The 24,273-nt window shown below is 66.6% G+C and carries 20 protein-coding genes; 13 read left to right on the top strand and 7 right to left on the bottom strand.

Annotation, left to right across the window (positions count from 1 at the left end; translation table 11 throughout):
- Positions 1–29 precede the first annotated feature (29 nt).
- Complete coding sequence (locus ACZK5G_RS19110) at positions 30–767, bottom strand: pteridine reductase (RefSeq protein ID WP_024957037.1); 738 nt, start codon at positions 765–767, stop codon at positions 30–32.
- Between the two features lie 59 nt (positions 768–826).
- On the opposite strand from ACZK5G_RS19110, the gene ACZK5G_RS19105 reads away from it, so the two are divergent.
- Together ACZK5G_RS19105 and ACZK5G_RS19100 are read left to right on the top strand one after the other, a co-directional pair.
- Positions 827–2,011: a class I SAM-dependent methyltransferase gene (locus tag ACZK5G_RS19105; RefSeq protein ID WP_336685949.1), complete on the top strand. Its 1,185-nt coding sequence runs from the start codon at positions 827–829 to the stop codon at positions 2,009–2,011.
- Complete coding sequence (locus ACZK5G_RS19100; protein WP_478464429.1) at positions 2,008–2,400, top strand: VanZ family protein; 393 nt, start codon at positions 2,008–2,010, stop codon at positions 2,398–2,400. The genes ACZK5G_RS19105 and ACZK5G_RS19100 overlap by 4 nt, the downstream gene beginning before the upstream one ends.
- 237 nt (positions 2,401–2,637) lie before the next feature.
- On the opposite strand, the gene ACZK5G_RS19095 is transcribed toward ACZK5G_RS19100, so the two are convergent.
- From ACZK5G_RS19095 to ACZK5G_RS19085, 3 genes are all read right to left on the bottom strand, one after another.
- Positions 2,638–4,995, bottom strand: a complete 2,358-nt coding sequence (locus ACZK5G_RS19095) for a beta-N-acetylhexosaminidase (protein WP_478464427.1) — start codon at positions 4,993–4,995, stop codon at positions 2,638–2,640.
- A gap of 111 nt (positions 4,996–5,106) precedes the next feature.
- Positions 5,107–7,815, bottom strand: a complete 2,709-nt coding sequence (locus ACZK5G_RS19090; protein ID WP_005414491.1) for a TonB-dependent receptor — start codon at positions 7,813–7,815, stop codon at positions 5,107–5,109.
- 143 nt (positions 7,816–7,958) lie between these two features.
- Positions 7,959–8,978, bottom strand: a complete 1,020-nt coding sequence (locus tag ACZK5G_RS19085) for a glucokinase family protein (RefSeq protein ID WP_049400483.1) — start codon at positions 8,976–8,978, stop codon at positions 7,959–7,961.
- Between the two features lie 376 nt (positions 8,979–9,354).
- Here ACZK5G_RS19085 and ACZK5G_RS19080 point away from each other — a divergent pair, with 376 nt between their 5' ends.
- The 6 genes from ACZK5G_RS19080 (at position 9,355) to ACZK5G_RS19055 (ending at position 18,337) form a co-directional block, all read left to right on the top strand.
- Positions 9,355–10,644 (top strand): sugar MFS transporter, encoded by a 1,290-nt coding sequence (locus tag ACZK5G_RS19080; RefSeq protein WP_478464424.1) that lies wholly within the window; start codon positions 9,355–9,357, stop codon positions 10,642–10,644.
- Between the two features lie 39 nt (positions 10,645–10,683).
- A complete protein-coding gene (locus ACZK5G_RS19075) occupies positions 10,684–11,751 on the top strand; it encodes a LacI family DNA-binding transcriptional regulator (protein WP_006391719.1) in 1,068 nt (355 codons plus the stop codon).
- A gap of 7 nt (positions 11,752–11,758) precedes the next feature.
- Positions 11,759–12,787, top strand: a complete 1,029-nt coding sequence (locus tag ACZK5G_RS19070; protein WP_049400482.1) for an SIS domain-containing protein — start codon at positions 11,759–11,761, stop codon at positions 12,785–12,787.
- Positions 12,787–13,935 carry an N-acetylglucosamine-6-phosphate deacetylase gene (nagA, locus tag ACZK5G_RS19065; protein WP_071229514.1) on the top strand — a complete coding sequence of 383 codons (1,149 nt, stop codon included), beginning with the start codon at positions 12,787–12,789 and terminating at the stop codon, positions 13,933–13,935. The genes ACZK5G_RS19070 and nagA overlap by 1 nt, the downstream gene beginning before the upstream one ends.
- Positions 13,935–15,002 carry an acyltransferase family protein gene (locus ACZK5G_RS19060; RefSeq protein ID WP_478464422.1) on the top strand — a complete coding sequence of 356 codons (1,068 nt, stop codon included), beginning with the start codon at positions 13,935–13,937 and terminating at the stop codon, positions 15,000–15,002. The genes nagA and ACZK5G_RS19060 overlap by 1 nt, the downstream gene beginning before the upstream one ends.
- A 299-nt stretch (positions 15,003–15,301) precedes the next feature.
- The gene (locus tag ACZK5G_RS19055; RefSeq protein WP_478464420.1) at positions 15,302–18,337 is read left to right on the top strand and encodes an autotransporter family protein; all 3,036 of its coding nucleotides are present in this window, start codon (positions 15,302–15,304) and stop codon (positions 18,335–18,337) included.
- Between the two features lie 96 nt (positions 18,338–18,433).
- Here the strand turns inward: ACZK5G_RS19055 and ACZK5G_RS19050 are convergent, their stop codons facing one another.
- Both ACZK5G_RS19050 and ACZK5G_RS19045 read right to left on the bottom strand, forming a co-directional pair.
- Positions 18,434–18,796: a hypothetical protein gene (locus ACZK5G_RS19050; protein WP_478464419.1), complete on the bottom strand. Its 363-nt coding sequence runs from the start codon at positions 18,794–18,796 to the stop codon at positions 18,434–18,436.
- 30 nt (positions 18,797–18,826) lie between these two features.
- Entirely contained in the window at positions 18,827–19,273 is a 447-nt protein-coding gene (locus tag ACZK5G_RS19045) for a hypothetical protein (protein ID WP_478464417.1), read from the bottom strand.
- A 374-nt stretch (positions 19,274–19,647) separates the two neighbouring features.
- On the opposite strand from ACZK5G_RS19045, the gene ACZK5G_RS19040 reads away from it, so the two are divergent.
- From ACZK5G_RS19040 to ACZK5G_RS19020, 5 genes are all read left to right on the top strand, one after another.
- Entirely contained in the window at positions 19,648–20,682 is a 1,035-nt protein-coding gene (locus ACZK5G_RS19040) for a S41 family peptidase (RefSeq protein ID WP_478464416.1), read from the top strand.
- Positions 20,683–20,731: 49 nt separating this feature from the next.
- Complete coding sequence (locus ACZK5G_RS19035) at positions 20,732–21,775, top strand: S41 family peptidase (RefSeq protein WP_478464414.1); 1,044 nt, start codon at positions 20,732–20,734, stop codon at positions 21,773–21,775.
- A gap of 3 nt (positions 21,776–21,778) precedes the next feature.
- Positions 21,779–22,114, top strand: coding sequence for a hypothetical protein (locus ACZK5G_RS19030; protein ID WP_478464412.1), 336 nt, complete (start codon positions 21,779–21,781; stop codon positions 22,112–22,114).
- Positions 22,115–22,163: 49 nt separating this feature from the next.
- Positions 22,164–22,598, top strand: coding sequence for an SseB family protein (locus ACZK5G_RS19025; RefSeq protein WP_005419309.1), 435 nt, complete (start codon positions 22,164–22,166; stop codon positions 22,596–22,598).
- Positions 22,599–22,700: 102 nt separating this feature from the next.
- The gene (locus tag ACZK5G_RS19020) at positions 22,701–22,898 is read left to right on the top strand and encodes a hypothetical protein (RefSeq protein ID WP_125895627.1); all 198 of its coding nucleotides are present in this window, start codon (positions 22,701–22,703) and stop codon (positions 22,896–22,898) included.
- 46 nt (positions 22,899–22,944) lie between these two features.
- On the opposite strand, the gene ACZK5G_RS19015 is transcribed toward ACZK5G_RS19020, so the two are convergent.
- Positions 22,945–24,165 carry a multifunctional CCA addition/repair protein gene (locus ACZK5G_RS19015; protein ID WP_478464411.1) on the bottom strand — a complete coding sequence of 407 codons (1,221 nt, stop codon included), beginning with the start codon at positions 24,163–24,165 and terminating at the stop codon, positions 22,945–22,947.
- Between the last annotated feature and the right edge of the window lie 108 nt (positions 24,166–24,273).

Below are 24,273 nucleotides of genomic sequence, written 5' to 3'. Positions count from 1 at the left end.
GCTCGCGCCGGCTGCTGGCCGGCAACATTTCAACTGACCGTACGCCCACCATCCACGCGCAGGGTGTGGCCGGTGACGAAGCTGGCTTCGGCCACCAGCCAGTAGACCGCCTCGGCGATCTCCTCGACCGTGCCGATCCGTGCCAGCGGCGTGCGTGCCAGCAGCGCCTCGCGGGCGAAATCGTCCTTGCCCTGTTCCGGCCACAGGATCGCCCCCGGCGCTACCGCATTGACCCGCACTTTCGGCGCCAGCTCCAGCGCCAGCGAGCGGGTGGCCATCTCCAGCGCGGCCTTGGCCATGGTGTAGGCGATGTGGTCGCGCATCGGGTCGGTGCCGTGCAGGTCGGTCAGGTTGACGATGCAGCCCTGCTGGCGGCGCAGGTAGGGCGCCGCCGCCTGTGACAGCAGCAGCGGCGCGCGCGCATTGACCGCATACAGCTCGTCCATCGCCTCGGCGGTGACCTGGCCGAGCGGGGTGGGGAAGAAGTTGGAGGCGTTGTTGACCAGTGCATCCAGTCGCCCGAAGTGGGTGACGGCCTGCTCCACCAGGTCGGCCAGGGCGTCGGCGTCGCGCAGGTCGGCCTGCAGGGCCAGCACGCTGCCCGGGCGCACGTTGTCGAAATCGAACGCGGCCTGCTGCAGCTCCGCGCTGGAGGTGTTGGCGTGCAGCACCACCGACCAGCCACAGGCATGGAACTGGCGGGCGATGGCTGCACCGATCCGGCGCGCGCTGCCGGTGATCAGGACCACGGGGTGGGTGTCGCTCATCGAGGGTCCTCCAAGGCTCGGCTATCCTGTGCACCATTGTCACCGCATTCGAAGACGCCATGCAGCCCACCTTCCCCCTGCCCGAAGCCGATGCCCTGGCCCACAGCGACCAGCTGGCCGCCGCCCTGCGCGCCGAAATCCTTGCGCAGGGCGGGGCGATGCCGTTCTCGCGCTTCATGGAACTGTGCCTGTACACCCCCGGCTGGGGCTATTACAGCGCCGGCGCCAGCAAGTTCGGTGGCAGCGGTGACTTCACCACCGCGCCCGAGCTCGGCAGCCTGTTCGCGGGCGGCGTGGCCAACGCGCTGGCGCCGGTGTTCGCCCAGCTGGGTGCGCAGGCGCGGATGCTGGAACTGGGCGGTGGTACCGGCGCCTTCGCCGAAGCGGTGCTGCTGCGCCTGGCCGAGCTCGACGCGCTGCCGTCGCGCTACGCCATCCTCGAACCCAGCGCCGACCTGCGCGAGCGCCAGCAGCAGCGCCTGCAGCAGAACCTGCCGGCCGAGCTGGCCGCGCGCGTGGACTGGGTCGACCGCCCGTTCGAGGAGGACTGGGAGGGCGTGGTGTTTGCCAACGAGGTGATCGACGCGCTGCCGACCCCGCGCTTCCTGATCCGGGATGGCGAGGTCTACGAGGAAACCGTCGAGCTGGATGCCGAAGGCAACTTCATCCGCGGCGCGCAGCCGGCCGACATCCTGCTCAATGGCGCGGTACGCCACATCGAGCGCTACCTGGAAAAGCCCTTCGCCGAGGGCTACCGCTCCGAAGTGCTGCCGCAGCTGCCGTACTGGCTGCAGGCGGTCGCCGGTGGCCTGCAGCGTGGCGCGATGCTGTTCGTCGACTACGGTTACAACCGCGGCGAGTTCTACCAGCACGACCGCGACGATGGCACCGTGCGTGCGTTCTACCGCCACCACGTGCACAACGACGTGCACCGCTGGCCGGGCCTGCAGGACATCACGGCGTCGGTGGATTTCACGGCGATGGCCGAGGCCGGCATGCACGGCGGTTTCGAGCTGGCCGGTTACTGCAGCCAGGCCAGTTTCCTGCTTGGCAACGGCCTGGACCAGGTGCTGCTGCTGGCCGAGGAACGCACCGATGAAGTGGGGCGCATCCAGCTGCGCGACCAGGTGAAGAAGTTGACCCTGCCGACGGAGATGGGCGAGCGCTTCCAGGCCATCGGCCTGCAGCGCGGCGTCGATTTCGAGCCGGCGTTCGAGCTGGGTGACCTGAGCTGGCGCCTGTGAACCACGCGTTGCCGGTGATCAAGCCACTGCGGCGGCCCCGGTTGTGGGCCATGCTGTGGGCGGCGGCAGTACTGCTGGTGATCGTGGTCTGCCTGATCCCACCACCGCCGATTCCGTTGCCGGAAAACAGCGACAAGGGCGAACACTTCCTCGCCTATTTCATCCTGGCCGGCAGCGCGGTGCAGCTGTTCCGTCGCGGCTGCCCTCTGCTGTGGGTGGGCGTGGGCCTGGTGCTGATGGGCATCGGCATCGAGTTCGCGCAGGGCGCGCTGACCAGCAACCGCATGGCCGACCCGATGGATGCGCTGGCCAACACCATTGGCGTGCTGGCCGGCATGGCCACCGCACTGACCCCGATGCGCGACCTGCTGCTGCGCTGGCGCGGGTAAAGGCGTGCCAACCAAGGTTGGCACCTACCGGTAGATCCACGCCATGCGCGGATGGAATTCGTAGATCCACGCCATGCGTGGATGGAATCAGTAGATCCACGCCATGCGTGGATGGAATCAGTAGATCCACGCCATGCGTGGATGGAATTTCAGTAGATCCACGCCATGCGTGGCCATGCGTGGATGAACTGCCCGGGGTGCCGACCAAGGTCGGCACCCACCAGGACAGACCTGCAGTCATTTCCCCAGCGTGACCTCATCCAGCACCCACATCGCCGGGCGCGTGTCGCCGGTGAAGTTGATGCACAGATCACCCGTGCCCTGGGTGTCCTTCGGCAGCGTCGCACGCAGGGTCACGAAGCCATCGGCATCCGGCTTGGCCGGCAGCGGTACCTCAGCCAGCACCTTGCCGCTGCAGTCGCCGCGACGCACCAGCATCTCCCCATGCGCGCGCTTGGCCTTCTCGAAGCGACGCTTGGGCTCGTCGTGGGCCAGCTGGAAGTAGTACGGAATACGGCCCGCGCGGACTTCCACGCTGCCGACGCCGTCCAGCTGTGCCTGTGGCCAGCGCCAGCACGGCTGGAAGATGTCCACGTTGAACACCGCACGCGTTCCCTCGCGCGGGCCATCGTCTTCCAGGCGCAGCACCAGGCCCTTCTTGCCCACGCAGCTGAGCAGTTCATCACTGCGGCGGCTGAGCAGCGATTGCGCAGTGAAGTCCGCGACCGTCGGCTTCGCGGCCAGCATCTGGCCCTGGTAGAACGCAGCGGCCTGCACGGTGGCGGGCAGTTGCGCCGTCAGCGGCTGCTGGTACAGCGGCGACTGCGCGGTCACCGGCTGGCCATCGGTGCTGTAACGCACTTCATAGCCCAGCGGATTGGCCAGCGACACGGTCACGGTGTTCTTCGCGCGATCATCGGTGTAGTCCACGCCCACTTCGAACGGGGTCTGCGCGTAGGCCAGGCCCCAGGCACGGTAGCGCTGCAGCTGCGCCGGCAGGCGTGCGAGGAAATCGCGGAAGTCGCGATGTTCCGGCGTGCTCCAACCGGTCTCGGCCACAGCGGCCAGGCGCGGGAACAGGTTGTGCTGCAGGCGCGCATAGCTGCGCGTGTGCTCGGTGAACATGTTGGCCTGCAGGCCGAGAATGTGCCCGCGCTTGTCTGCGGCCAGTTCGGCCGGCACCGGCTCGAAGTTGTAGAGCTTGCCGAGATTGACCTGGCTCGGACGGCCCGGCGGTTCGTTCGGCGAGGCAGTCTGCAGGTAATCCAGGTACAGGTAGCCGACCGGCGACATGATCACGTCATGCCCGGCGCTGGCCGCAGCCAGGCCACCTTCGGTGCCCTGCCACGACATCACCGTGGCCTGCGGCGGCAGGCCCCCTTCGAGGATCTCATCCCAGCCGATCAGGCGCCGGTCGTGCTCCTCCAGGAACGTCTCCAGGCGCTTGATGATGTGGCTCTGCATGGCCATTTCATCCTTGATGCCCAGCGCATGCATGCGCTCCTGCACCTGCTTCGAAGCTTCCCACTGGTCCTTGACCGCCTCGTCGCCACCCACGTGCACGTACTTGGCGGGGAACAGTTCGATCACTTCTTCCAGCACGTTCTCGAGGAAGGTCACCGTGCTGTCTTCGACGTTGAACAGGTTCGGGAACACGCCCCATTCGCTGAGCGGCTTCAGTGGTGTATCGATGGTGCCCAGTTCGGGATAAGCGGCGATCGCAGCGGTCGCATGGCCGGGCACGTCGATTTCCGGAATCACCTGGATATGCAGTTTGGCGGCGTAGGCGATCACTTCGCGGATCTGGTCCTGCGTGTAGAAGCCGCAGTACGGATGCTCCTGGCCGCTGACCGGATCGATGCCACCGTCGCCGGCCGGCAGGCGGCAGCTGCCCACTTCGGTCAGCTTCGGGTAGCGCTTGATCTCCATGCGCCAGCCCTGGTCATCGGTCAGGTGCCAGTGGAAGGTGTTGAGCTTGTGCGCAGCCATTGCGTCGAGCACGCGCTTGATCTCGTCCAGGCTCTGGAAATGCCGCGCCGAGTCGAGCATGAAGCCGCGCCAGCTGAAGCGTGGCGCATCCTGGATCTGCACCGCTGGCAGCACCCCATTGCTGCCGCCGGTGGCGAGCTGGGCGAGGGTGGTCGCGCCATAGAACAGGCCGGTTTCGTTGCCGGCCTGGATCAGCACGCCCTGCGCGGTGCTCTCCAGCGTGTAGCTTTCGCCGCTGTCGCGGAAGGTGGGCACGATCTGGAAACGGATGCTGCCGGCCCTGGCTGCAGCCTTGCCTTTGGCCAGGACCAGGCGCGGCCCACCACTGCGGGCCAGCAGGTCGGCGAACTGGGCGGCGACGCGCTGCGCGACTTCGCCTTCGGCCTGCAGCACGGTGTCGGCGCGAACGGTGATGCCGCTGCCCTGGCCGGCCTGCACATTGCTGGGGGCGGGAATCAGCATCAGGCTGCCGGCGCGCAGCTGCGGGCCGGGTGCTTCAGCGGCAGGCGTGGGATCGGCGGCGAGTGCCGGCAGTGCCGGCAGCAGGGCGAGCAGGCTGCCCAGCAGCACTGCGCTGCGCATCCGGGCGCGGGAAGGCTTGACCATCGGAACGACTCCTTGGAACGGTGCGATGAACGCTATACATGAAAAACGCCGGGCCCGGAATGACCCAGGCCCGGCGTGCGTGCACGACTCGGCGATGTTGCCGCCGCTGGATCAGTACTTGAAGCGGAAGTTGAGGTAGTACTGGCGACCGTTGCTGTAGAACGAGGTCGGGATGGCCGCGGTCTGGTAGTACTTGTAGGTCGGGTTGTTGAGGTTGAGCGCATCGAAGCTGATGCTCAGCCAGTCGGTGGCCTTGTAGCTCAGCGACGCCGACAGGGTGCCGAAGTCATCCTGGTAGTACGGGTTGGCGCCGGACAGGCCGATCAGGAACGACGAACGGCGGGTGTAGCTGACGCGTGCACCGAAGGTATCGTTCTCGAAGTAGGCACCGACGTTGTAGGTGTTCTTCGAAGTACCCAGCAGGTTGTCGCTGCCATCGGCCCAGGTGTGGTCGGTGCTGCCATCGGCGTAGGTGTAGTTGGCATTGACACCGAAGTACTCGCCGATCGGCTGCTCATAGGCCACTTCGATACCGCGCACCTTGCCGTCGGCATTGCGCGGGCGGGAGATGTTGTACTCCTCGAGACGGTTGGTCAGCTCGCTGAACAGCATTTCCTTCTCGGTGCTGAAGGCGACGTAGTCCTTCAGGCGCATCGAGTAGGCACCGATCGACAACATGCCGCGCGGCATGAAATACCACTCCAGGTTGGCGTCGAAGTTGGTCGACACCACCGGCTTCAACTTCGGATTGCCGCCACCGCCGGTCCGGTTCAGGTCCGAACCGTACGACGAGGCACCCAGTGCCGAGAAGTCCGGCAGGGTCTGGGTCTGCGAGGCGGCCACGCGCAGTACCAGGTCGTCACGCAGGTCGTACTTGAAGTTGGCGCTCGGCAGCACACGGTTGTGCTTGTTCTCGAATGCTTCGCGGGTCCACGCGCCAAACAGGCTGCTCACGTCCGGCACGGTCGAACCGGTGGCGGCGGCGTAGGTATCGATATCCTGCTTGATGTTGACGTAGCGCAGGCCGACGTTGCCGCTCCAGCGGTCGCCGCTGAAGTTGCCCTGTACGTAGGCAGCGAAGTTCTTCTCGGACACCGTCCACTCGGCGCCGTAGTTGTGGCGGCCGGTCGGGCCGTCATTGCCGGACAGCCAGGTGGAGTTGTTGGTCACTGCTTCCTTCAGTGCGCCCGGGGTGAAGTACCACAGGTCACGCGGGAAGCTGCCACCGATGCCGTTGGCGAAGCCACCGGGGAAGTTGGCGGTGGCGCCGTTCTTCAGCGCATTCCAGATCGCGCCCGGGGTTGCGCCTTCCGGCGACTTGGCCTCGCGCTTGTGGTCGCCGAAGCGGGCGCCGAAATCAATCGAGTTCAGTACGCCAGCGTCGGCGAAGTACTGGTTGAAATCGAGCGTGGCCCACTTTTCCTTGTCGATCGCGGTGACCTGCTGGTTGCCCCAGGTGCCGAAGTCGGTCACGCCGCTCGGGCCGATGTTGCCCCCGACGTTCCAGTCGATCGGCGAGCCGTTGCCGTGGGTCGCCCAGGTGGCGCCGCCACCACGGGCCAGGTTGACTTCGGCGATGTACTGGCGCGGCGTTTCGCCGGTGCCCTTGGTGCTGCCAGCCTGGAATTTCATGCCCAGGTTGTCGCTGATCTGCCAGTCGGCATCGAAGGTGATGTAGTTGGTCTTGGCCTTCGACTCGCGGTAGATCATGTCGTACACCGCGTAGTCGCGGTCGGCCTGGCCGGCGAAGGTGGCGTTGGACAGCACGCCATCCTTGATGACGTAACCCGGATTCGGGGCCTGGCCCGGAATCAGGATCTTGTTGCCATTGGCATCTTCAACGGTGCGGTCATTGAGGATGCGGCCACCCCACAGCATGAAGTTGCGGTTGTAGTTGTTCGCCTTCAGTTCCGAGCTGAAGCCTTCCAGGCCCAGGGTCAGGTTGTCCATCGGCTTGAACTGCAGCGACACCAGGCCGCCCTTGCGCTCGCGGGTCTGTTCGAACAGGGTCGAGCCGAGCAGGCCCGGGGCATAGACGCCGGCCAGGTCCGGGTTGGACTTGGCCACGGTGCCATTCGGATCGATCTGGAAGAAACCGCCCGGGATTTCCTGCGCTTCGCGGCGCAGCTCGCGCTTCTGGCTGAAGGCCTGCACCATCACGCCGAAGTTGCCTTCGTCGTTCTTGTAGTTGAACAGTGCCGACAGCTGCGGGTCGTTGGACTTGGCCTGGTCCGAACGCACCATGCCGATGGAGCCTTCCGCAGTGAGCTGCTTGGAGAATTCCAGCGGCTTGCGGGTGAGGATGTTGACGGTACCGGTGGTGCCACCGTCCTGCAGCTTGGCCTGCGAGGACTTGTTCACTTCCACCGAGCGCACCAGTTCCGACGGCAGCAACGAGTAGCTCACGCTGCGGCCGACGTTGTTGCCCTGGCTGAGCACGAACCAGTCGGCGGTGCCGACGGTGTGGCCGTTGATCAGGGTCTGGGTCAGGCTCGGGCTGGTACCACGCAGGCTGACGCGGTCGGCTTCGTCGAAGCCGCCTTCGTCGGCGCTGGACGAGCTGATGTTCACGCCCGGCAGGCGCTGCAGGGTGTCGGCGACGTTGTGCGCGGGCAGCTTGCCCACGTCTTCGGCGGTGACCACTTCCACGCGCGCATTGGCTTCGCGCTTGGTGTCCAGCGATTTTTCCATCGACCCACGGATGCCGGTGACCTGCACGGTATCCAGGTCGGTGGCGGTCTGGGCGGCCTGCTGCGCATGTGCACTGAAGGCGATGCAGCTGACGATGGCGGCCGAAAGCAGGGTCTTGCGGGTGTTCATGATGTCTCTCCTCATCACTCGATTGGATGCCGGCGGCGGTGTTCGATTACGGTTGCGATGACATGCGCGGGGCGGCGGCGAAGTCCCGTGCGTTGGCGTGCCACGTACTGCGTGCTGCGATTGCGTTGAAGCCTGTTGCGGTGTCAGGCGGCCGACTGCTGCTGCAGGTACCAGCTGGCAGCGCCGACCACGCCCAGCTGGCCGTGCTCGACGACCTTCACCGGGATGCGTGCCAGCGCTTCGCCCATCGGCCCCTTCTGCAGGTAGCGTTCGACGAAGGTGCTGGCGTGCAGGTATTCGCGGATCTGCGGCAGGATGCCGCCGGCCAGGTAGACACCACCATGGGCGCCGTAGAACAGCGCCATGTCGCCGATGGTGCTGCCGAGCAGGCCGCAGAACACATCCAGCGCCTGGCGCGCATGTGCATCGCTGTCGGCCATGGCCGCAGCGGTGACCGCGTCGGGGCTGGCCAGGGTCGGCGCCTGGCCCTGCAGTGCGCACACCGCGCGGTACAGGTTCATCAGGCCCGGGCCGGAGATCGCGTGTTCGATCGACACGTGCGCGCGGTCGCGCTGCATGTGGCGGACGATGGCCATTTCCAGTTCGGTGCTGGCGGCCAGGGTCGGTTGCCCGGCTTCGGTCGGGAGTACCACCGGGCCGTGCGCGGTGGGGATCCACAGCGCGGCGCCGAGGCCGGTGCCGGGGCCGACCACCAGGGTCGGGCCGCGGGCGGCGGTTTCCGGTCCGCACAGGTGCAGCACGCCACTGGCGTCAACCTGCGCGGCGGCGTAGGCCACGGCTTCGAAGTCGTTGACGATGTAGACCCGCTGCAGGCCGACGTCGGCTTCCACCTGGCGCGCCGACAGCGGCCACGGCAGGTTGGCGGTGATCACCGTGCCGTCCTCGCGGGCGTAGCCGGCACTGGCGACCACGCAATGCGTGGGCCGCGGGCCTTCGCCGAGGAAGTCGGACAGGATCGCGCTGAGGCCGGCATGGTCGGCGTTGCGGTACTTGCGGTACTCCAGCACCTGCACCGGATGGGCGGCATCACCGCTGGCCTGGACCCGGGCCACGCGCACATGGGTGCCACCGACGTCGGCGGCCAGGAACGTCGGCGCGACTCGGGACAGGACATGGGCCGGGGCGGGGTGGCTGGCGGTCACGCGGGCTCCTGCTGCAGGTGGGGTCGGCCCCGGGATCGGGGGCGGCGATTGGGGCGGAGTCTGTAACCCCGCTGACAACGATGTCAACGAGTTCGTGACACTTTCGTTGCTGCATCGCAACGAATGCGACATGCAGTAAACGTTTACATGGCGTGAGTGCGGCTTTCACGTGGGAACCGTTGCCGCACATGGGCCAAGGCCTCCGGCGCATTCAGCACGATGCGTTGCGATCGGGTTGCGCAGTGCAGCACGAGGTTCACAGGGCTGCGCGTGGAAGTTGACAAACCGCGGCTGTCCATCGAAAGAATGTGACAACGTTGTTCCCAGCCACTCTCCGACGCCGCGTTCTGCGGCCGTCGCCGCAGGAGCCCTCCTGATGTCCGCCGTCCCCGCTGCAAGCGCGCGCCCGAACGTGGCCACCTCCATCGCAATCGTTGGCGTGTTGTTCTTCCTGATCGGCTTCTTCACCTGGCTCAACGGCCCGCTGATCACCTTCGTCAAGCTCGCCTTCGAACTCAGCGAGGTCGGCGCCTTCCTGGTGCTGATGGTGTTCTACCTGTCCTACTTCTTCCTGGCCCTGCCGGCGTCGTGGATCCTGCGCCGCACCGGCATGAAGAAGGGCCTCAGCCTGAGCCTGCTGGTGATGGCCGGTGGTGCTGCGTTGTTCGGTGAGTTCGCCACCCAGCGCTGGTACCCGGGCGCGCTTGGCGGCCTGTTCGTGATCGGCAGCGGCCTGGCCCTGCTGCAGACTGCGATCAACCCCTACATCTCCATCCTCGGCCCGATCGAGACGGCGGCACGCCGCATCGCGCTGATGGGCATCTGCAACAAGATCGCCGGCATGCTGGCGCCGGTGCTGATCGGCACGCTGGTGCTGCACGGCATCGGTGACCTCGATGCACAGGTGCAGGCCGCAGATGCGGTCACAAAGGCCGCGCTGCTGAACGAATTTGCCGCCAAGATCCACACCCCGTACCTGGCGATGGCTGCGCTGCTGGTGGTGCTGGCGGTGGCCGTGCTGTTCTCGCCGCTGCCGGAAATCAAGTCGTCCGAAGCCAACGCCACGCCGGCGGCTGCCGGTGCCGCCGAGCGCCGCAGCATCTTCCAGTTCCCGCACCTGTGGCTGGGCGTGCTGTGCCTGTTCGTCTACGTGGGCGTGGAGGTGATGGCCGGTGATGCGATTGGTACTTACGGGCATGGCTTCGACCTGCCGCTGGACCAGACCAAGTTGTTCACCTCGCTTACCCTTGGCGCGATGCTGGTGGGCTACGTGGTCGGCCTGCTGCTGATCCCCAAGGTCGTTTCGCAGTCGCGCTACCTGACCATTTCGGCGGTGCTGGGCGTGGTGTTCTGCCTGGGCGCCTGGGCCACCCACGGCTATGTATCGGTGGCCTTCGTGGCCCTGCTGGGCTTCGCCAACGCCATGATGTGGCCGGCGATCTTCCCGCTGGCGATCCGCGGCCTGGGCCGCTTCACCGAAACCGGCTCGGCCCTGCTGGTGATGGGCATTGCCGGTGGCGCGATCATTCCGCAGCTGTTCGCCGTGCTCAAGCAGCACATCGACTTCCAGCTGGTGTTCGTGTTGCTGATGGTGCCGTGCTACCTGTACATCCTGTTCTACTCGGTGGTCGGCCACCGCGCCGGCCTGCCGCAGGACAAGGCCTGATCGGCGATGATGGACGGCAGCCAACCCCAGGGAAAACCCATGCGCAGAGCGACCATCAAGGACGTTGCGGAAAAGGCCAAGGTCTCGCTGAAGACGGTCTCGCGGGTGATCAACAACGAGCCTTCGGTGATGCAGGCCACCCGTGCGCGGGTGCTGCGTGCCATCGCTGAACTCGATTACGAACCCGATCCATCCGCGCGCAACCTGCGCAGCGGCACCACCTTCGTGATCGGGCTGGTCTACGACAACCCGAACCCGTACCACATCATCGGCGTGCAGAACGGCGTGCTGGCCGCGTGCCGCGAGACCGGTTTCGGCCTGCAGATCCATCCCTGCGATTCCAGCTCGCCGCTGCTGGCCGATGAGCTGGCCGACTGGGTGCAGCGTTCGCGCCTGGCCGGGTTGGTGCTGACCGCACCGATGTCCGAGCGCCGCGACCTGATCCAGGCACTGACCGCGCGCGGCATCAAGCTGGTGCGCATCATTGCCGCCACCGAAGACCCGGCCGATGGTGCCTGCGTATTCGTCGACGACCGCGAGGCCGCCTACGAGATCACCGAGCACCTGATCCAGCTGGGTCACCAGCGCATCGGCTTCCTCTGGGGCGGCATCTCGCACCGCTCCTCGGGCGAGCGTTATGCCGGTTACGAAGCCGCGCTGAAGGACTACGGCATGACCGTGGACAAGCACCTGGTGGTGCAGGGCGACTACACCTTCGACGATGGTTTCCGTGGCGCACGCCGCCTGCTGGCGCTGCGCGAGCCGCCCACGGCCATCTTCGGTTCCAACGACGAAATCGCCGCCGGTGTGCTGGCCGCCGCCAAGTCGGCCGGCATGAACGTGCCGTATGACCTGTCCATCGCCGGTTTCGAGGACAGCCCGTTCTCGCGCCAGTCGTGGCCGCCGCTGACCACCGCCAAGCAGGCCACCGAAGACATCGCCCGCCACGCCGCGCGCCTGCTGATCGCACAGCTGCGCAGCGACGCCTATGACGATGCGCCGGCACCGCTGCACAACCAGGGCTTCGTGCCGCAGCTGGTGGTGCGCGGTTCGACCGCGCCGATGCGCCCGGCCGGCGCACGCCCCCTTCCTTCCGATCCTGCCTGAGCCTGCCATGTCGCTGTCAGACCCCACGTCCACCCTGATGTTCGCCGAGGCCGCTGAAGCGGCCGACGTGGTCGCGCGCCAGTTCTCGCGCAACCACGCAACCATGGAAACCCTGGCCGCCAGCCTGCGTGCGGCGCCGCCGCCGTTCGTGGTCACCTGCGCACGCGGCAGCTCCGACCATGCCGCCACCTATGGCAAGTACCTGCTGGAAACCCAGCTGGGCCTGGTGGTCGCATCGGCTTCGCCGTCGGTGGGTTCGGTCTATGCCGCACCGCTGCAGCTGCGTGGCGCGCTGTTCATCGTCATCTCGCAGTCGGGCAAGAGCCCGGACCTGCTGCGCAACGCGGAAGCTGCCAAGGCCGCCGGCGCGCGCGTGATCGCACTGGTCAACGTCGAGGATTCGCCGCTGGCGCAGCTGGCCGATACGGTCATTCCGCTGCACGCCGGTGCCGAGAAGAGTGTGGCGGCGACCAAGAGCTACCTGGCGTCGCTGGCCGCGCTGCTGCAGTTGGCTGCCTACTGGAAGCAGGACGCAAGCCTGCGTGCGGCGCTGGACCTGCTGCCGGACGCGATGCGCGAGGCCTGGCAGTGCGACTGGACGCCGGTGACCGAGGGCCTGGTCGAGGCGACCAACCTGTTCGTGCTCGGCCGTGGCCTGGGCCTGGGCGCGGCGCAGGAAGCCGCACTGAAGTTCAAGGAAACCTGCAGCCTGCATGCCGAAGCCTACAGCTCGGCTGAAGTGAAGCATGGCCCGATGGCGCTGGTCGACCGCGGTTTCCCGGTGCTGGCCTTTGCCCAGCCGGATGAAACCGGCGCCGGCACGCGTGCCGTCGTCGAGGAATTCACCGCGCGCGGTGCACAGGTGTGGATGGCCGGTGCCGGTGGCAACCTGCCGGTAGCGGCCGCGCCGCATCCGCTGTGCGCACCGCTGCTGACCGTGCAGAGCTTCTACCGCGCGATCAACGCGCTGGCGCTGCGTCGTGGCTTCAACCCGGACCTGCCGCCGCACCTGAACAAGGTTACGGAGACGGTGTGATGGCCACGGTCCTGCGCAACGCCCGCATCCTGGCAGGCGACGAATTCCGCGATGATCTGGCGGTGGTGATCGAGCACGGCCGCATCAGCGCGCTGCTGCCCGATGCAGCGCCGCAGCTGGGCCAGGCCGCCGAGCAGGTGGACCTGGGCGGTGGCTGGCTGCTGCCCGGTTTCATCGATGTGCAGGTCAATGGTGGCGGCGGCGCGCTGTTCAACAACACGCCGGACGTGGCGGCACTGCGCACCATCGCGCAGGCGCACCGCCGCTTCGGTACCACCGCGATGCTGCCGACGCTGATCAGCGACGACGTGGGCGTGATGCGTGAAGCCATCGATGCGATGCGCGAGGCGATCGCGCAGGGTGTGCCAGGCGTGATCGGCATCCATCTGGAAGGACCGTACATCGCGCCGGCCCGCAAGGGTACGCACGATGCCAGCAAGTTCCGTGTGCCAGACGAAGCAGAGATCGCGCTGGCCGCATCGCTGGACAACGGCGTGACCCTGCTGACGCTGGCACCGGAACGCGTGCCGCTGGAGACCATTCGCGCGCTGGTCGAGCGCGGCGTGGTCGTTGCCGCTGGGCATACCGCAGGCACCTACGAAGAGATCCGCGCCGGTCTGGATGCAGGCGTGCGTGGCTTCACCCACCTGTACAACGCGATGTCGCCGCTGCAGGGCCGTGAGCCCGGCGCGGTGGGCGCTGCGCTGGAAGACCGCGACAGCTGGATCGGCATCATCGTCGATGGCGTGCATGTGCATCCGGCCAGCCTGCGCGTGGCGCTGGCAGCCAAGCCACGCGGCCGCCTGCTGCTGGTCACCGATGCGATGCCGCCGGTTGGCGCCGACGATCCCAGTTACGTGCTGTACGGCGAAACCATCACCGCCATCGATGGCGTGGTGCGCAATGCGGCCGGTTCGCTGGCCGGTTCGGCGCTGGACATGGCCACTGCGGTGCGCAACACCGTGCAACTGCTCGGCCAGCCGCTGGCCGAAGCCGCGCGCATGGCCTCGACCTATCCGGCCCAGTTCCTCAACGTTGACGATCGCCTGGGTCACATCGCCGAGGGCTACCAGGCCGACCTGGTGCTGCTGGACGATGCCCTGCAGGTGCGTGGCACCTGGATTGCCGGACAGTACGAGGCCGCTTGATGAACAGTATGCCGCCGCGCCGCCTGGGCTCGATCGATGCCCTGCGCGGCATCACCGTGGCGGCAATGCTGCTGGTCAACAACCCGGGTGACTGGAGCGCGGTGTTCGCGCCGCTGCGTCATTCGGAATGGCATGGCTGCACGCCCACCGATCTGGTGTTCCCGTTCTTCCTGTTCCTGGTGGGCGTGTCGATGGCCTTCAGCGTGGCGCCACGCGCGCTGGACACGGCGGCGCGACCCGCGTTGGCGCGCGGCGCTCTGGAGCGCGCACTGCGCATCCTGGTGGCCGGTGCGTTGCTGCACCTGCTGATCTGGTGGGCGCTGGATACCCATCACTTCCGCATCTGGGGCGTGCTGCAGCGGATCGCGGTATGCGCGGCGCTGGTGGGCGTGCTCGCGGTGTATGCGCGTCCGCGCGCACAGGCGGCCGTACTGGTCAGTCTGCTGGTGGGGTATACCGTGCTGCTGCTGGGCGTCGGCGATCTGGCGCCGTGGACCAATCCGGCCAGTCGTCTGGATACCGCGCTGTTCGCACCGTGGATCTACCAGTGGCATGCCGATACCGGGCTCGGACATGACCCGGAAGGATTGCTGAGTACGCTGGGCGCGCTGGCCAGCACGGTGCTCGGCCTGCTTGCCGGTGGCCTGCTGCGCAACGGGCGTTCGGCGGCATTGGCCGGGCTGGGCGTGGCGACCGCTGTGCTCGGCCTGTTGCTGGACATCGTGTTGCCGCTGAACAAACAGCTGTGGACGCCCAGTTACGTGCTGTGGACGGGCGGTCTTGCGGCGCTGGCGCTGTGGCTGGGCCACGTGCTGATCGACCAGAAGGGCTGGCCCGCGCTGGGCCGGCGCTTCGGGGTCAATGCAATCACCGCCTATCTGGGCGCATCGGTGATGTCGGTGGTGTTGATGGCGACCGGCGCCTGGGGCTGGATCTGGCAGCATCTGGCCACCGCGATGCCGCAGTCGCTTGAGCTGGCGTCGATGCTGCAGGCGCTGGCATTCGTCGCGCTGTGGTGGGGCGTGGCGTGGTGGCTGGACCGGCGGAAGATCTATCTGAAGATCTGACCCCATCCGCCAACGGCATCCACGCATGGCGTGGATCTATCAGGTGCCATGAGTGAATCGATTGGCGATGCAGGGTCAGTAGATCCACGCCATGCATGGATGCTTTGCGCGTGATTCCCAAGTGCCGAAAAAATGAACGATTTCAGCCACATCACATTGGCGTGAGGACCGGGCGATTTCACATCTGAACTGTGATTCTCTGCACGCAAGTTCACCTGTCGAAACGGTTCACCACACGGCAGACTGCAAGCGCAGTGCCGCACATGCGCAGTTCCTGATTTCCCGTCCAGGAGTGCCCCATGTCCCGTGCCGTTCCGCGTGCGTTCCGCCCGCGCCGCCTTGCTGTTTCCGTGTTGCAGGCGCTCGCCGTTCCGTCTCTGCTTCTGACGACCGCCAGCGTCGCCTGGGCGGGCTGCAACAACCCGGCACCGACCGCCGGCCAGACCGTCACCTGTGATGCCAACGCACCGAATCCGCAGACCGTTCCCGTTGCCGCCAGTGGCGCGGCCGGAATCACCGTCAACGTCGGCAATGGTGCCCAGTTGCAGCAGAGTGGTGGTGGATCGGCCCTCGTGCTGGTCGGTGCCGGTGGTCACCTGCTGTCAAACCAGGGCACGATCAGTTCGGTGGGCGGTGCGGCCGTGCAGCTTGGGGGCGGCAGCCGCGTCGAGAACCTTGGCAGCATCAGCACCGGCAACACCATCGCCCTGCAGTTCGTCGGTGGCGGTAACAGCGTGTTGATCAACCGCGGAACCATCAGTGGCCGCACAGGCGTGCAGTTCGATGCGGGCAACGATCGCCTCGAGATGCAGGCCGGCAGCATCACCGGAGGCGTCCTGCAGGGCGATGGAAACGATGTGCTGCTGCTCAGTGACGGCACGATCGACAGCGTCGACCAGGGCGGTGGCGATGACCAGATGACTGTCACCGGCGGCACCGTCACCGGCATGGTGGTGCAGGGCAGTGGCCGCGATGATTTCGTCATGAGTGGCGGCACGATCGGCGCGCTGCAGCAGGGCGACAACATCGATACCTTCCGCATGAGCGGTGGCCGCATCGTCGGTGCGTTCGAGGATGGCGACCAGGCCTGGATGACCGCTGGCCGCATCGGCCGGGTCAACATGAAGCTGGACAAGAACCTGTGGGACCAGTCCGGCGGCACCGTGGACGGCAACGTGGTCACCGGCTTCGACACCGACACCATCATCATCTCGGGTACGGCCTACATCGGCGGCAACATCAGTGTCAGTGGTGGTGCCGACAGCGTGACCATCACCGATGGCACCGTGCGTGGCCAGGTGCTGCTCAGTACCGGCAACGACATCTTCAACTGGAGAGGTGGCGGCATCGTCTATGGCGCGATCGACATGGGTCCTGACAACGACGTGGCCAATCTCGCCAGCCTCAACCAGGGCAACCTTGGTGCAGTGCCGCTGTTCGACGGTGGCAGTGGCATCGATCAGCTCAACTTCAACAACGTCAAGGCTGCAGGCATGGGACGCTTCCAGAACTGGGAGATAATCAGCCTGGCCAACAGCACCGAGCTGACCTTCGATGGCGATCTGGTGCTGGGTGACAGCGGAACCGGCACCGGCACGCTCACGGTGGATGACACCAGCACTGTCTACGCGGGCAGTGGCGGCCATGCCGTCCGTCCGTTCAACAGTGGCGCACTGGTGGAGATGGTCAATGCCGGGCGTATCGACCTGACCGGTACCGGTGCTGGCGACGTGTTTACCGTGCGTGGCAACTATCGTGGTGACGGCGGTGGCCTGTACCTGCGTACCGTGCTCGGCGCGGACAATTCCACCAGCGACCGCCTGGTGATCGATGGCGGTACCGCCACCGGCACCACCGGCATCGGCGTGCTCAATGCCGGCGGCAGCGGCGCGGCCACGCTGGCCGATGGCATCCTGGTGGTGCAGGCGTTGAATGGTGGCCGTACCGCGCCGGGCGCGTTCTCGCTGTTCGCACCGGTTGCGGCCGGTGCCTACGAGTACTTCCTGTTCAAGGGCGGTGTCAGTGCCGGTACCAGCGAGAACTGGTACCTGCGCTCGACCGTGGTGGCCGGGCCTGCACCGGCGCCCAACGGAAGCGGTATCAATGGCGTGCCGCCGCCGCCGACGCCACCCGTCGCACCCCCACCACCGATCACCCCGGCACCGCCACCGCCGCCCGAAGGCGCCACCGATCCGGATCTGACCGCAGGCGAGACCGCGCCGCCACCACCGCCGCCGGAACCCGTGCCGGTGGCGCCGCCCAGTGATCCGGCGGTGCCGGATGTGCCGGTGGCGGGTGGCAGCCTGCCCGGTACCGGTACCGGTACGCCGCCGACGCCGGGCGCGCGCCCCGCCGAGGGCGCAGTGGTGCCGCTGTACCGCGTGGAAACCGCCACCTACGCCGTGGTGCCGCCGCTGCTGCGCGAGACCTCGCTGGCCAGCCTCGGCACGTTCCATGAGCGGCAGGGCGAGCAGCGCCTGCTGTACAACCAGGGCGCATTCCGCACCGCCTGGGGCCGGTTGGTGGGCCAGAGCAGCGAGATCCATTGGAAGGGGGATGCGCAGCCCGGCTTTGATGGCGATGTGATGGGCCTGCAGGCCGGCCTCGATGTGTGGGCTGCTGCCTCTGACAACCATCGCAACCAGATCGGTGTATTCGTCGGCCGCACCCGCGCGCAGGGCAAGACCACCGGTCTGGCACTGGGCTGGGAGAATGTGCAGGTGGGCCAGAACCGCCTGGACGACAAGCACGTGGGCCTGTACTGGACGTTCACCGACAGCAGCGGGGGCTACATCGACGCCGTGGCGATGCAGAGCCGCTACGACGGCCGCGTGCGTTCTTCGCGTGGACTCGGCTTCGGGATCAAGGGCGATGGCACCAGTGTGTCGGTGGAGGCGGGCAAGCCGCTGCTGCACCTCGGTCAGTCCGTATGGTGGCTGGAACCGCAGGTACAGGTGATCTGGCAACGCACCGCGCTGGACGACCGCCGCGATGAGGTATCGAGCGTGCGTTTCGACAACGACAATGCCTGGACCGGTCGTGTTGGCCTGCGCCTGGCCGGCGATTACCAGTTGGCCGACAACGGCTGGCAACCGTACTTCAAGCTCAACTACTGGCATGGCCGTTCCGGCGAGGACCGCGTCGGCTTCGACAACGACACGATCATCAATTCGCAGCGCTCGCGTGCACTGGAAGCAGGCGTGGGTGTGGTCGGGCGCTTCAACCGCACCATCAGCGCCTATGCCGTGGCCGACTACACGCGCGAGCTGGGCGGCGACCGCAACGAGAAGCGCCGCATCATCGAAGGCAACATCGGGCTGCGCGCGGACTGGTAGCGCCGGGCCATGCCCGGCGGCATGACCCGCTCTGGTGGGTGTCGACCTTGGTCGACACGTCCTGAAATGCCGTTCGCTTTGGGCGATCGGGAATTGCTATGAATTGATGAATCCGTAGATGAGATTACCTCTCTCGAAATGGACATGAAGAACGGCTTCGCTGGGCTCGCCGTCCTCGAGGAGATAGCACTCAACTGCACTGTCACCATCTCCACGGTCATATGTGGTCATCAACGGTATCAAGTCGTCTGCTGCGTCGCGCGCAGGTGGAGGGATGGAAATGGCGGCACCTTCTAGGAAGTACACCGGCAGAAGTTCGTAGATTTCCAGAATCATGACTGAGGTCAGGCCAAAGTCTTCCTGCAGTGTGGTGCTATCCCGATCTGATATCGCCTGCACGAATCTCCGAAGTAATTCATATCTCTTGTCGTCCATTGCTTGATCTGATGGCTTTCTCATGGGGCGATTTCTCCAGCAGGATTGCAACATCTAGCAGCATTCGTTGGCTCGTATCGGCAGCAGCTCGGGCGCGACCAACGCCCCGGCATGATCGGCCAACACCACCACTGCATGCAGCAGGCCTTCCTCCATCTGCGGCGGACACTGTGCCGCCGCGTCCTCCATCTCGCGCGCCGATTGTGCGGCCAGCAACACACCGCCGCAGGCGGACAATGCGGCAAGACAGCGCGTCGCCTCGGCCAGTTCCCGACCGCGCGCCTCGCTGAGTTGCCGCTCGCGCCACGCCTGGCCGTCGGCTCCGTGGCTGTGAGCGACGCCGTGCAACCGCGCGAAGAATGCGGAGGGCGGCGCCTGTTCGTGGACTTCGGTGAGCGCATCTTCCAACGCTTCGGCTGCGGTGTTGGACAGCTGCAGGCCGGGCAGGGCAGCGCCGAGCAGTGCCTGCAGGCGTGGATAGGTGGGGTAGGGCGTGTTCATGGCAGCAACCTCACAAGGCAAGGCCACCTGCGGGATGCAAGGTGGCGGGCGGTGCGGGTTGGCGTGCCGGTCAAAATCAAAGCGAAAAAAGCCGACGGATCACGAGGATCCCCACGCACCGCCCGCCATGGGCGAGCCGGTGCATTGTCGCGATTGCCGTTGATGCGGCAAATCGATCGCTTCGATGTTTGATTCAGGACGCCAATCCCGGCCAGCGCAAAGTACGTTGGCGCAGCCACCTTCGCGCTTTCACTCGAGCAACGACATGAGCAAAGTTGTAAATCACGCCCCGCATGGGGAGTGCCAAAGCCGACACACAACGACGGCGGCAAGCGCGTATGCTGCGGTACCTGCTCACGACGAAGGAACGTCGAATGTCTATTGATCTCCGCGTGATGGCCACTGCACTGGGCGCCCTGTTCTGCACCACCGCCCAGGCCGTGGCACCAGACGCCATCGACCTGCCGACAGCACAGGCACAGGCCCAGTTGCTGGACATGCTGGAGAAGGAATCGCTGTACCGCGACCGGGTGGACTGGCGGGCCATCCGCACGCGCCTGAAGGCGGCGCAGAACGAGCCGGCTGAGGCCCGTGCAGTGCTCCGGCAGGCCATCGGCCGCAGTTCCGGCGGGCACGGGGCTTGGATCAGCGCAAAGCAGCTGCAGGCGAAGGCAGAACGCCTGGCGCGCGCCAATGGCACAGCGACAGTGGCCCAGAAAGCAACGACGGCCCCGGCCGAAGCACTGGACCCGCGCATCGGCCGGGTGGAGATCGAGGGCTACAGTGTCATGCAGGGCCTCACGGCGCACCAGCAGATGAAGGAGCGTGCCAAGCGCTGGCAGGCGATCATCGATGACCAGGACAACGGCAGCCGCTGCGGCTGGATTGTCGATCTGCGCGGCAACACCGGTGGCAACATGTGGCCGATGCTGCTGGGCGTGGCCCCGCTGTTGCGCGTCACGCCCAGCGCCGACGAGAACGTGGGTTCCTTCGCTGCCGCAGAGGGTCCGTCGCTCTGGCAGCTGACCTCGTCCAGTGTGCGTCTTGGCGATCGCGTGCGGATCGATCTTGGTGGGCCCGGCTATCTGCTCAAACATCCGGGCGCGCCCGTCGCCGTGCTGACCGGGCCGCGCACTGCCAGCTCCGGAGAGGCCACTGTACTTTCCTTCCGCGGTCGGCCGCAGACGCGCAGTTTCGGCCAGCCCACCTCGGGGCTGTCCACCGCCAACGTGATGCGGCCGCTGGCTGATGGCAGCGCGCTGCTGCTGACCACCAGCGTGATGCGGGACCGCACCGGCCGCGGCGACGGGCTGAAGATATCGCCCGACCAGCGAACGGACGGCGATGCAGCCACCCTTGCTGCCGCACAGGCATGGCTGCTGGCCCGGCCGGCGTGCGCTGGGCACTGATGCCGTTCGCCGCTATGCTGCGGCGCTGGACACTGACAAGGATGCGTCAATGAACTCTCGACTTCCCGCACGCGCGATCCTGGGCGCAGCATTGCTGCTGGCCTGTGGCGGCCCGGCACTGGCAGCACCCGCTGCGGCCGTGGAACTGCCATCTGCCGAAGCACTTGAACAGATGCTGCATCTGCTGGAGACTCAATCGCTGTACCGCGATCGCGTCGACTGGAGTGATGCCCGCGCGCGGCTGGCCGCCGCAGGCGATGATCGTGCAGAGCAGCGCCGCGTGCTGGATGAGGCGGCCGCGCGTAGCAGTGGTGGGCATGGCCGATGGATATCGCCCAGCCAGCAGCGCGATCGCTCCGGTCGCGCCCAGCGTGTGAATGCTGGGCAGGGCGCTGCGTTGGCAGAATCCCCGAAGGTCGATGCCCGCATTGGCGTGCTGAAGGTCGGCCCCTTCGTGGAGGATCTGCAGCGCAGTGAACAGGAGCGCTATGAGGCGCGCAAGGCCTACGCGCTGGCCCTGCAGCAACGCGTCGTAGACCTGGATGACGGCACGCGCTGTGCCTGGGTGGTCGACGTGAGCAGTAATGGCGGCGGCAACATGTGGCCGATGCTGCTTGGGCTCTTGCCCTTGCTGCACGGCACGCCGGATACACAGGGGGCGCTGATCGGCGCCTTCCGCAGTGCCGATGGTCTGCAGTGGTGGCGGCAAGGAGAAGGAGAGGTCAGGCAGGACGGCACGCAGGGGCTGCGCTCGCGACAGGCCGCCTATCACCTGCGTGCGGGCACGGCGCCGGTGGCGGTGGTGATGGGGGCAGGCACTGCAAGCTCCGGCGAAGCAGTGGCACTCGCGTTTCGAGGGCAACCTGGGAGTCGTAGTTTCGGTCAGCCGAGCGCGGGCTTTTCTACCGGCAATCGACCGACGACGCTGGTGGACGGTACCACCTTGTTGGTGACCCACAACGTGATGACCGATCGTAACGGGCAGGGCGACGGTGGCAGAATGCAGCCGGATCAGGCTACGGCCAGCGGGCCGGCCACCCTTGCCGCCGCCCAAGCCTGGCTGCTGGCCCAGCCCGCCTGCCAGGCGCGCTGACCCATGATCCTGATCGGCCAGCAGGAACGGGTGCTGATCGTCGGCCCAACCGAAGCCCACCATTGCCTGCGCTGCCAGACGGAAACCGAGTTCGCGCCTCAGCTGCGTTACAAGATGGCGCGCATCGACCTGCTGTTTGGCCTCACCTACCATCGCCGCTACGAGCTGGCCTGCAGCCGGTGCGGGCACGGCTGGGTGCTGGACACCGACACCATGGACCAGCAGCTGGGCGGGGTGCCGATCCCGTGGCGGCACCGCATCGGCCTGCCGCTGATGCTTGTGGTGGTGGCCGGTCTGGCGGCGTTGGGCTGGCTGTGGCGGCACGGATTCCTCGGTTGAGGAGCGGGCCTGTTAAAGTCTGCCCTGCAATCACGTACCGGAACCGACCATGGACCACGACACCCCGTTCGAACCCCTCAACGATCTCGAGGTGCGCCTGCTGCAGGCCCAGGACGGCACGCTGACCGCAGCGCAGTTCCTCGACGGCCTGCTGACCTCGACGGCGTTCGTGCTGCTGGACAAGGCCATCGGCGAAGATGGCGCTTGGGACGAGAGCATTTCGCCGCTGGTGCTGACCAGCGAGAGCGGCGAGCCGATGTTCGCGGTGTTCACCGCCCCCGAGCGCGCGGGCCTGTGGCACGAGCAGCTGCCGCAGTTTGCGCATGCCATGCCGATCGCGGTGCACGCGCTGCTGGCCGGTATCGGCGATGGCGTCGGCCTGGTGCTGAACCCGGGCCTGGACGTGGGCATGGAGATGATTCCCGATGCCGTGGCCCAGCTGAAGCAGCGTGCGGCGGCAATCACCCGCGGCATGGCGCACTGAATCCAGGGATTGTCTGGTTGCCGGCCAGCGGCCGGCACTACCCGTGATGCCGGACGGCGGCGATGGCTTGCAAGTGCGTCCTGTTCAATGGAAAGGAGCATCGTGGGCAAGCGTTCTAACCGATCGCTGTGGGTCTATGAGATCGGCCTTCTTGCGGGTTTGGCACTGGCAGCTGCGTTCATCACCCGGTTCAATCCGGTGGAGACGCTCCGGTTGGGTGGTTGGCTCTTCCTCTTGATGCAACCTATCTTGTTGGGTGCTCATGCAGTCGACCACTTCTCGCGCAAGCGTCGTCGATAGACGGGCGATGTGAAGGTGCCGGCCAGCGGCCGGCACTACCAGGGCTTCAGCGGGCGGCGGCGATGGCTTTTACCCGCGCCTTGGCCAGCGCTTCGCCGATGGCGGGACCCTTAAGGTGCGTCGTATCCAGATCCCGTGCCTGCACTGACAGCGCCGCCTGGTGCAGGCGCTTGAGCGTTTCGCCCTGTGGGTAGTCGGCGTCCTCGAAACCGAGCCGGCCGCGCTTGTCGGCCTCGCAGCACAGCGCGATGCGGGCCACGCGTTCCGGCCGGCGTAGTGCATCGCAGCGGCCCAGCAGTTCCAGCACGGTGGCATCGCGCAGTTCGTCGATGCGGTGCACGTTCAAGTGCTCGCGGCAGACCGCTTCGGCCAGTTGCTGGTGCTCGGTGGGAATCTTCAACCGCGCGCACAATGCCTTCAGCGGTTTGATGCCGCGCTGCTCGTGCATGATGTGGCGCGGCCATTCCTCCGGCGGGGTCAGGCCCTTGCCGAGATCGTGGGTGAGGGCAGCGAAGCCGACCAGGTCATCACCCGGTGCCAGTTTCGCGGCCATGTCGCTGACCATTTCCTGGTGGATGCCGGTGTCGACTTCCGGATGGAATTCGGGACGCTGCGGCACGCCGTACAGCGCTTCCAGCTCGGGCAGGATCGGGCCCAGCGCCTGCGCATCGTGCAGCGTGCGCAGGAAGGCGGAGGGCCGTTCACTGACCAGCGCCTTGCGCAGTTCCTGCCAGACGCGTTCCGGCACCAGCGCGTCCAGCTCGCCACTGGCGGCGACCTCGCGCATCAGCGCCATGGTCTCTTCGGCGACGGTGAAGCCCAGTGGCGCGAAGCGCGCCATGAAGCGCGCCGCGCGCAGCACGCGCAGTGGATCTTCCACGAACGCAGGGCCGACGTGGCGCAGCACGCGCTGCTCAAGATCGCGAACGCCACCGTAAGGATCGACCAGCGTGCCGGTTTCCTCATCGCAGGCGATCGCGTTGATAGTGAAGTCGCGGCGCTGCAGGTCTTCTTCAAGGGTGACCGCCGGATCGGCATCGACCACGAAGCCGCGATAGCCACGGCCGGATTTGCGCTCGGTGCGAGCCAGCGCGTACTCCTCGCCGGTCTTCGGGTGCAGGAACACCGGGAAATCGCGGCCCACCGCAGTAAAGCCCTGCGCTTCCATCTGCGGGGGCGTGGCGCCGACGACGACCCAGTCACGGTCGCCGGCCGGGCGCTGCAGCAGGCGGTCGCGCACGGCGCCGCCGACAAGATAGATCTTCATGGGGGGATGATCGCACGGTAGGTGCATGAGCATCGGTAGTGCCGGCCGCTGGCCGGCAACCCTTGGACAATGGCGGTTGCCGGCCAGCGGCCGGCACTACCGATGAAG

It is taken from the genome of Stenotrophomonas sp. 62841_Sma, assembly GCF_056482945.1.
This window is presented reverse-complemented; position numbering and strand designations above follow the sequence as displayed.

Bases quoted from the DNA above. Each gene is read 5' to 3' on its own strand.
- ACZK5G_RS19110 (WP_024957037.1), bottom strand. From the start codon at position 767: ATGAGCGACACCCACCCCGTGGTCCTGATCACCGGCAGCGCGCGCCGG.
- ACZK5G_RS19105 (WP_336685949.1), top strand. From the start codon at position 827: ATGCAGCCCACCTTCCCCCTGCCCGAAGCCGATGCCCTGGCCCACAGC.
- ACZK5G_RS19095 (WP_478464427.1), bottom strand. From the start codon at position 4,995: ATGGTCAAGCCTTCCCGCGCCCGGATGCGCAGCGCAGTGCTGCTGGGC.
- ACZK5G_RS19090 (WP_005414491.1), bottom strand. From the start codon at position 7,815: ATGAACACCCGCAAGACCCTGCTTTCGGCCGCCATCGTCAGCTGCATC.
- ACZK5G_RS19080 (WP_478464424.1), top strand. From the start codon at position 9,355: ATGTCCGCCGTCCCCGCTGCAAGCGCGCGCCCGAACGTGGCCACCTCC.
- ACZK5G_RS19075 (WP_006391719.1), top strand. From the start codon at position 10,684: ATGCGCAGAGCGACCATCAAGGACGTTGCGGAAAAGGCCAAGGTCTCG.
- ACZK5G_RS19070 (WP_049400482.1), top strand. From the start codon at position 11,759: ATGTCGCTGTCAGACCCCACGTCCACCCTGATGTTCGCCGAGGCCGCT.
- nagA (WP_071229514.1), top strand. From the start codon at position 12,787: ATGGCCACGGTCCTGCGCAACGCCCGCATCCTGGCAGGCGACGAATTC.
- ACZK5G_RS19060 (WP_478464422.1), top strand. From the start codon at position 13,935: ATGAACAGTATGCCGCCGCGCCGCCTGGGCTCGATCGATGCCCTGCGC.
- ACZK5G_RS19055 (WP_478464420.1), top strand. From the start codon at position 15,302: ATGTCCCGTGCCGTTCCGCGTGCGTTCCGCCCGCGCCGCCTTGCTGTT.
- ACZK5G_RS19050 (WP_478464419.1), bottom strand. From the start codon at position 18,796: ATGAGAAAGCCATCAGATCAAGCAATGGACGACAAGAGATATGAATTA.
- ACZK5G_RS19045 (WP_478464417.1), bottom strand. From the start codon at position 19,273: ATGAACACGCCCTACCCCACCTATCCACGCCTGCAGGCACTGCTCGGC.
- ACZK5G_RS19040 (WP_478464416.1), top strand. From the start codon at position 19,648: ATGTCTATTGATCTCCGCGTGATGGCCACTGCACTGGGCGCCCTGTTC.
- ACZK5G_RS19035 (WP_478464414.1), top strand. From the start codon at position 20,732: ATGAACTCTCGACTTCCCGCACGCGCGATCCTGGGCGCAGCATTGCTG.
- ACZK5G_RS19030 (WP_478464412.1), top strand. From the start codon at position 21,779: ATGATCCTGATCGGCCAGCAGGAACGGGTGCTGATCGTCGGCCCAACC.
- ACZK5G_RS19025 (WP_005419309.1), top strand. From the start codon at position 22,164: ATGGACCACGACACCCCGTTCGAACCCCTCAACGATCTCGAGGTGCGC.
- ACZK5G_RS19015 (WP_478464411.1), bottom strand. From the start codon at position 24,165: ATGAAGATCTATCTTGTCGGCGGCGCCGTGCGCGACCGCCTGCTGCAG.